This window comes from Cellulomonas pasadenensis, from assembly GCF_047229365.1.
Taxonomy (GTDB): Bacteria; Actinomycetota; Actinomycetes; order Actinomycetales; family Cellulomonadaceae; genus Cellulomonas.
In genome coordinates this window covers 1-7,344 of sequence record NZ_JBFTEP010000160.1, presented here as the reverse complement: position 1 = coordinate 7,344, position 7,344 = coordinate 1, and the positions used below count along the sequence as shown (strand labels likewise).

Sequence of the window (7,344 nt, the reverse complement as noted above, 5' to 3'; positions counted from 1 at the left end):
GCGGCGGTCACCGGCAGGACGAGGCCGGCGGCGGCGAGCGCCGCGACGGCGGCACGCCGGGAGGCCGGGCGGGTGCGTCGCGCGGGGCGGTCCGTCGCGTGGGTCCGGTCGTGGTGGTCGTCGTGGGGATGGGGGCTCGGTGCGGGGGCGGCGCGCATGCCGGACTCCTTCGTCTCGGTGGCGAGCGTGTCGATGGGCAGGCGGCGAGAAACCGGTTTCTCACCACCCGCACCCACCGTGGCACGCGAACTGCGGGAAGCGCAATCCCCGAACCGGTGCGGGACCGCGCGCCGCGGGGTCGCCGCTGGCGGTCAGGCGTCCGCGACCGCGCCCTCGATGCCCGCGACCATGCCGTCCCACAGCGCGGCCGGGTCGCCGGACCCCGTGACGAGCTGGTGCTCGACCGAGCCCCAGAACGACCACACCACCGACATCTGCGGGATCGCGGGCATCGGCGCGCCCTCGGCACCGGCCGCGGAGAAGCCCTGCAGCACCGGGTCGTCGGCGAACGCGTCGACGGCGGCCGCGACGGCCGGCGCGCGCCCGGTGGCCTCGGCGATGCGCGCCTGCACCTCGGGGGCGGCGAGCGACGCGACGAAGGCGAGGGCGAGCGGCTCGCGCGGCGTCGTCGCCGACACGAACGCCGCCTGCACGCCGACGAACGGCTGGGCCGGCTGCGGTCCGGCCGGCGGCACGGGCAGGACCGTGACGTCGATCCCCGCCTCGAGGAACGCGGGCACGTTCCACGGTCCCGTCACCACGAACGGCGCGCGCCCGGCCTCGAACGTCTCGCGCGCGACGTCGGCGTCGACGGCGGGGTCGAGCACGCCGCGGTCGCCGAGCTCGCCGAGGTACGCGGCGAAGGCGTGCCCGCCCTCGCCGGCGAGCGCGAGCTCCGAGGTGTACGACCCGGTCGCGTCCGCGGCGAAGACCGGCACCCCGAACGACGTCTGCAGCGGGTACAGGTGGTACGGGTCGCTGGCCGCCTCGGTCTGCTGGAGCAGCAGGGGGCGGTCGGCGCGGCCCGCGGCGACGAGGCGCTCGCCCTCGGCCACGGCCTCCTCGAACGTCGCCGGGTCGAGCCTCGTGAGGTCGTCGTTGCGGACGAGGGCCACGTTCTCGGTCGAGAGCGGCACGCCGTACGTGTCCCCGTCGTACGCGACGGCCTGCACGGCGGCGGGCACGAACGCCGCGGGGTCGTCGAGCGCGACGGGGACGACCGCGCCCGCGGCGACGAGCTCGCCGAGCCAGTCGTGCGCACCGACCAGCACGTCCGGCCCGCGACCCGAGCCGACGCCCGCGAGGAACGCCTGGCGCAGCTCGTCGTTGGCCCGTCCCTCGACCGTGACCGCGACGCCGGTCGCGGCGGTGTGCTCCGCCGCGAGGGCCTCGAACGTGGGCAGCCGGTCCTCGTCGGTCCACACGGTGATGCGCTCGGCCTCGCCCGCGGGGGCGGCGCCCGGCGCGTCGCCGGCGCACGCCGCGGCGAGCAGGGCGAGCGAGACGACGACGGCGGGGGCGGCGACCCGGCGGGCGCGGCGCGGCGTGGGGGAGCGGTGCACGAGGACTCCTTCGTCGACGGTGGGCTGCGCAGCGGTGCGCGGACCGGGCCGTCGCGACCGTAGGCGGCCACCACCCGACCTGTAAACGGCTTGCTGCAAGTTGCAGCAAGAACAGTCGGACGGGTTCGCCCGTCTGGTGGAGGGTGCACGCGACAGGGTGCGGCCCGGCGCGCTCCCGCGCGCGCGGGCCCCCGGTCGCTAGCGTGGGTGCGAGGGCCGCGCGTCCGCGCGGTCCGACGGCGGACGGGCGGGCCATGAGCGACACGGGGTACGGCGACTTCGAGTTCGAGCGACGGTTCCTCGCGCGCGACGTCCCGGCGCGGCTGCTGGAGACCGCGCCGGCGCTGATCGTGCAGAGCTACTACCTCGCCGACGGCGGCTACGCGCTGCGCGTGCGCGCGCAGGCGTCGTCGGTCGACGTCCCGGTCGACCTGCGGACGGACGAGGTGACCCTGCTCGAGCGCTTCGCGGACGCCGTGGACTTCTGCGCCGTCACGGTGAAGGGCCCGATGGCCGGTGGCACCCGGTACGAGGCCGAGCGGGAGATCGACGCGCAGGTCGGGGTCGAGATGGTGCGTCGCGGCGGCGCGCGGGTGGCCAAGCTGCGGCACTCGGTGTGGCTGGGGGACGACGGCTGGGTCGTCGACGTCTTCGCCGGCGCGAACGCGCCGCTCGTCGTCGCGGAGGTCGAGCGCGGCGGCCCGGTGACCGATCTCGCCATCCCCGGGTTCTGCGTGACGGAGGTGACGGAGGACGCGCGGTTCGCCAACGACGCGCTCGCGCACGCGCCGTTCGGGGCCTGGGCCGACGCGTACGCCGCCGAGCTCGCCGCGGCGGGCCCGCGGTTCCTGCCGGGGTTCGGGCACGACCACCGGATGTCCGGCGCCTACGACCGGTGACCGTTCGTCGGATTAGTTGATAGTTGAACTATTGAAGCATCAACTGTAGGCTGGCCGCATGTCCACCGCCCCCGCGCCCGGAGCCGGCGCCGACCGGCCGCTCACCCGTCACCACGCGCCCGAGCCGATCGCCGCCGGCACCGCGATGGACGCGGTCACGCTCCTGGTCGGCGACCTCGACCGGCAGCTGACGTACTACCGCGACGTCCTCGGCCTCGAGCCGGTCGACCGGCCGGGGGACCGGTTCGCCGGCGACGCCGGCGGTGCCGCCCCGGCCCGGGTCGTCCTCGGCCGCCGCGGCGTCCCCCTCGTCGTGCTGGAGCACACGCCCGACCTGCCGCCCCGCACGCGCGGGTCCGCGGGGCTGTTCCACACGGCCCTGCTGTTCGACGACCGTGCCGGCCTCGCCGCCACCCTCGCCTCCGTGGCGCGCCACGCGCCGCACACCTACGTGGGGTCCGCGGACCACCTCGTCTCGCTGGCCTTCTACCTGACCGACCCCGAGGGCAACGGCGTCGAGCTGTACTGGGACCGCAGCCGTGAGCTGTGGCGGCGCACCCCGCAGGGCGGCGTCGTCATGGACTCGCTGCGGCTGGACCCGCACGCGTTCCTCGGCGAGCACCTCGCCCACCCGGAGCCGTCCGGCGACGACGCGACGGTCGTCGGTCACGTCCACCTGCAGGTGGGGGACGTCGCCGGGGCGCGCGCCTTCTACGTGGACGCGCTCGGCTTCGAGGTGCAGGCCGAGTGGCAGGGCGCGCTGTTCGTGTCGGCCGGCGGCTACCACCACCACCTCGCGATGAACACGTGGGGCACGGCGGGCGCGGGTCCGCGGGCGTCGTCCCTCGGCCTGGGCGAGGTGCGCGTGGTCGTCCCGACGGCCGACGACCTCGGGGCGCTGCGCGAGCGCGTCCGGTCCGCGGGCGTGACGCCTGACGACGACGGCGCCACGCTCCGGTTCGCGGACCCGTGGCGCAACGTGGTCCGCGTCAGCGCTCGCGAGGCGCACGCCGCCTGAGACGGCGGACGGCCCGGCGCCGGCCGCCGTCGACCACGGGCCGGCCGGGTCACCGGCCCACGGTGGCCCACGTCTCGAGGAGGCCCAGCCGCCACGTCGCCAGGCCCACCAGCACCACGACGCCGAGCGCGGTGGCCGCGAGCGCGCCGTCCCGCACCCCGAGGGGCACCGGCCGGTGCACGGTCCGCGGCCCCGACCCGACCCCACGGGTCTCGAGCGCCACGGCCATCTGCTGCGCCTGCCGCAGCGTCACGACGAGGAGCGTGAAGGCCGCCCGGCCGAGCAGACCGGGGTGCGCCGGCAGCCGTCCGGGCCGACGCGGGCGCGGCCCCGGCAGCCGCGCCGCCTGAGCCTGCCGGACGGCGACCCAGCGCGCGGGCAGCTGCTCGAGCACGCGGTGCCCCGCCAGCAGCGCCGCGGCCCACCGGGGTGTCAGGCCGGCCCGCTGGTGCAGGCTGGTGACGAGCCGCACGGGGTCGAGCGACGACGCCACCACGACCGCGAGCGTCCCGACGAGCAGCGTGCGCACCGCGAGGCCCGCGCCGACGAGGACGCCGACGTCCGTGACGGTGAGCCCGCCCACGTGCCCCACGGGCACGCCGGGGCGCGTCACGAGGTTGACCGCGAGGACGGACGCGGCGAACGGGCCGAACGTCGCGGCGCCGCGCAGCAGCGTCCGCCACGGGACGCCGCCGGCGCGCGCCGCCACGACCGCCACGACCAGCAGCGCACCCGGCGTCCACGGGTCGACGGGGACGAGCAGGAGCAGCGAGACCACCAGCAGGGTGGCGAGCACCAGCGTCGGGTCGCGCCGCGCGAGCGCCGGCGGGCGGGGCGCCGGCGCTGCGGCGGCCGTCATGCGAGCACCTCCGCCGCCGGCTCGCCGGTGCGCGCGGCCAGCGCGCCGAGCACGGCGGCGAGCGGACGGCCGTCCGCGACCGCCGCACGCACGGCCGGCGGCAGCGGGAGGCCCGCGCGGGGGAGTGCCCCGGCGCGCAGCACGGCGTCCACGGGACCGTGCGCGAGCACCCGCCCGTCGCGCAGGACCAGCACGTCGTCGGCCACCTCCGCCACGAGCCGCACGTCGTGCGTCACCAGGACGACGCCGCGCCCGGCGTCCGCGAGCCCGCGCCACGCCCGCGCGCACGTGCGCCACGTCGCCCGGTCCTGCCCGAAGGTCGGCTCGTCCGCGAGCACCACGTCGTGGTCCCCGACCGTCGCCGCCGCGACCGCGAGCCGGCGCTGCTGGCCGCCCGACAGCCGGAACGGGTCCGCGCCGGCGAGCGGGGTGAGGTCGTGGGCGGCGAGTGCCGCGTCGGTGCGGGTGTCGACGTCCGGAACCCTTGCCCGGCGCAGGCCCCAGGCGACCTCGTCCCGCACCGTCCGGGCGAGCAGCTGCTGCTCCGGCCGCTGCAGGACGAGCGCGGGGCGCGGCCCGCGCACGACGCCGTCGGCGGGCAGCAGGCCGGCGAGCGCCAGCAGCAGCGAGCTCTTGCCCGACCCGTTGAGCCCGACGACGGCGGTCACCCGGCCGGCGCGCACGTCGAGCGAGACCCCGTCGACCACGGTGCGGCCCCCGCGCCGGACGACGAGGTCGCGGGCGTGCAGGAGCACGGGGGACCCGGTCGGGGCGCGCGGGGACGACGCAGCCGGCAGGTCCCGCAGGTCGCGCACCCGCGCGGCGGCGAGCTCGGCCCACCACGGCAGCCACGTGCCCAGCGCGGCGAGGTCGGGGGCCAGGTCGCCCAGCACGTCGCGGGTCGGACCGTCGGCGCGCACGCGGCCCGCCGGGCCCAGCACGACGACGCGGCCCGGCAGGGTGCGTGCACCACCCCCGGGCCCGTCCGGATCCCGCTCGCCCTGCTCGTCGAGCCGGTGCTCGACGAGGAGCGTGGCGCGCCCGGCCGCGGCGCGACCCACCGCGGCCCCCACGGCGGCGGCCCCGGCCGGGTCCAGCAGCGCCGTGGGCTCGTCGAGCAGGAGCACCCGCGGACGCGCCGCCAGGACCGTCGCGAGCGCCACCCGCTGCCCCTCGCCGCCCGACAGCTCGGCCGTCCGGCGACCGCGCAGGTGCGCGGCACCCACGGCGAGGAGCGCCGCGCGCACGCGGGGTCCGATCTCCTCCCGGGGGACGGCCCGGTGCTCCAGGCCGGAGGCCACCTCGTCGGCCACGGTCGGCAGGCACAGCTGCGCCCACGGGTCCTGCGTGAGCGTGCCGACGTCGCGCGCCACGCCGGCGGTCGTGGTCGTCGGCACGGCGGGTGCACCCGGGGCGACCGGGGTGAGGACGCGGTGCCCGGCGACGCGCACGTCGCCCCACGTGGACGCGTCGACCTGCTGCGGCACGACCCCGGCGAGGGTGCGCAGCAGCGTGCTCTTGCCCGACCCGGACGTGCCCAGCACGAGCACCCGCTCGCCGGCGTCCACCCGCAGGTCCACGCCGGCGAGCACGTCGTCCCCGGCGTGCGGCCAGCGCACCCGCAGGCCCGTCGCCTCGATCACGCCGGCACCTCGTCCACCCCGGCACCGCCGACCCCCGGACCGTCCACGCCGCGACGAGCGGCCCGCCGGGCACGCCGCTCGCGGCCGAGGGCCGTCTCGTCGAGCACACCGGTACGGGCCAGCGCGTCGCCGAGGACGCGTGCGAGCAGACCGCACAGCACGACGCCGCTGACCACCTGGAGCCCGACGCGCAGCGCGAACAGGTCCTGGAGGTGCCAGCCGTACCGCAGCGTGCCGAGCAGCGTGCTCGCGAGCCCGGCGCTGACGCCGCTCGCGACGAAGACCCACCAGCCGTACCGGCGGTAGCGGGTGAGCGTGAAGGCGAGCTCGGCGCCGACGCCCTGCACGAGCCCGACGACGAGCAGCATCGGCCCCACCGGCGACGCGAGGAACGCCACCTCGACGAGCGCCGCCACGAGCTCGACGACCACCCCGACGCCCGGCTTGCGGACGATGTGGAGCGCGAGCGGCGCGACCACCATCCACCCGCCGATGAGCACGTGCTGCGCCAGGTCGCCGAACGGGCCCATCGCCACCTGCAGCGCCGCCCACGCCTGCACGAGCGCCCAGTACAGGAAGCCGAACACGACCGCGAGGACGGTCAGGAGCACGAGCTCCGACAGCGTCAGCCCGCGCCGTGCGCGCACGTCGACGACGCGTGCGTCGACCGGTGCGTCGGCCCCCGCGTCCGCGCTCACCGGTCCGGGCACGACGTCGCGCCCCGCGGCGGTCACCGCGCCACCGCCGACGGCGCGACGGACGGCGACCCGACGGACGGCGACCCGACCGACACGGTCACGTGGGTGACGACGTGCCGGACGCGCTCACCGGTGCGGGCCCACGCGAGCGCCACCGTCCCGAGCACGTCGGCGAGGTCGCCGTCGAGCCGGGTCACGTAGTGCTCGGGCGTCACGCGCACGCGCGCCCCCGCCTCGTCGACCGCCGCCAGCACGGCGTCGAGGTGCCCGTCCACGCCGAGCGGGTAGAGCGCCCAGTGCGCGCTCGCGGGCACGCCCACGGGTGCCGGGGGTGCCAGGTCGACGGGCGCGAGGACCACGTCGTCGGCGAGGTCGCACGCGACCTCGCCCGGGCAGCCGCGCGAGAGGTGGACGTGCGCGACGACGTGCCCGCCGGCGCGCGCGACCGCGGCGACCAGGTCCACGACGACCCGCAGCACGTCGGCCTCGGGGCCGCGCACGAGCGTCGACACGTCGTCGGTCACGACGTCCACCCCGGTGCGGTCGAGGGTGGCGAGCGCGCCGAGCAGGACGTCGGCGAAGTCGTCCCGGTGCGGGTGCACCGACACGCGGGCGCCCACCCCGAGAGCGGCGGCGCGCGCGCGTGCCGCCGCGGCGTCGCCGGC

At 78.1% G+C, this 7,344-nt stretch carries 7 protein-coding genes; 2 read left to right on the top strand and 5 right to left on the bottom strand.

The window, feature by feature from the left end:
* Positions 1-311: 311 nt before the first annotated feature.
* Positions 312-1,562, bottom strand: a complete 1,251-nt coding sequence (locus AB6N23_RS16315; RefSeq protein ID WP_412867046.1) for a sugar ABC transporter substrate-binding protein — start codon at positions 1,560-1,562, stop codon at positions 312-314.
* A 254-nt stretch (positions 1,563-1,816) separates the two neighbouring features.
* Here AB6N23_RS16315 and AB6N23_RS16310 point away from each other — a divergent pair, with 254 nt between their 5' ends.
* Positions 1,817-2,461, top strand: coding sequence for a CYTH domain-containing protein (locus tag AB6N23_RS16310; protein ID WP_412867045.1), 645 nt, complete (start codon positions 1,817-1,819; stop codon positions 2,459-2,461).
* Positions 2,462-2,519: 58 nt separating this feature from the next.
* Positions 2,520-3,479: a VOC family protein gene (locus tag AB6N23_RS16305; RefSeq protein WP_412867044.1), complete on the top strand. Its 960-nt coding sequence runs from the start codon at positions 2,520-2,522 to the stop codon at positions 3,477-3,479.
* A gap of 49 nt (positions 3,480-3,528) precedes the next feature.
* Here AB6N23_RS16305 and AB6N23_RS16300 read toward each other — a convergent pair whose 3' ends face one another.
* From AB6N23_RS16300 to AB6N23_RS16285, 4 genes are all read right to left on the bottom strand, one after another.
* Entirely contained in the window at positions 3,529-4,338 is an 810-nt protein-coding gene (locus AB6N23_RS16300) for an energy-coupling factor transporter transmembrane component T family protein (protein WP_412867043.1), read from the bottom strand.
* Complete coding sequence (locus AB6N23_RS16295; RefSeq protein ID WP_412867042.1) at positions 4,335-5,981, bottom strand: ABC transporter ATP-binding protein; 1,647 nt, start codon at positions 5,979-5,981, stop codon at positions 4,335-4,337. Before AB6N23_RS16295 ends, AB6N23_RS16300 begins: the two co-directional genes overlap by 4 nt.
* Positions 5,978-6,715, bottom strand: coding sequence for an ECF transporter S component (locus tag AB6N23_RS16290; protein WP_412867041.1), 738 nt, complete (start codon positions 6,713-6,715; stop codon positions 5,978-5,980). The genes AB6N23_RS16295 and AB6N23_RS16290 overlap by 4 nt, the downstream gene beginning before the upstream one ends.
* The coding region (locus AB6N23_RS16285) for a YkoF family thiamine/hydroxymethylpyrimidine-binding protein (RefSeq protein WP_412867040.1) at positions 6,712-7,344 on the bottom strand (633 nt) is incomplete at its 5' end. The genes AB6N23_RS16285 and AB6N23_RS16290, both read right to left, overlap by 4 nt.

Bases quoted from the DNA above. Each gene is read 5' to 3' on its own strand.
- AB6N23_RS16305 (WP_412867044.1), top strand. From the start codon at position 2,520: ATGTCCACCGCCCCCGCGCCCGGAGCCGGCGCCGACCGGCCGCTCACC.
- AB6N23_RS16310 (WP_412867045.1), top strand. From the start codon at position 1,817: ATGAGCGACACGGGGTACGGCGACTTCGAGTTCGAGCGACGGTTCCTC.
- AB6N23_RS16300 (WP_412867043.1), bottom strand. From the start codon at position 4,338: ATGACGGCCGCCGCAGCGCCGGCGCCCCGCCCGCCGGCGCTCGCGCGG.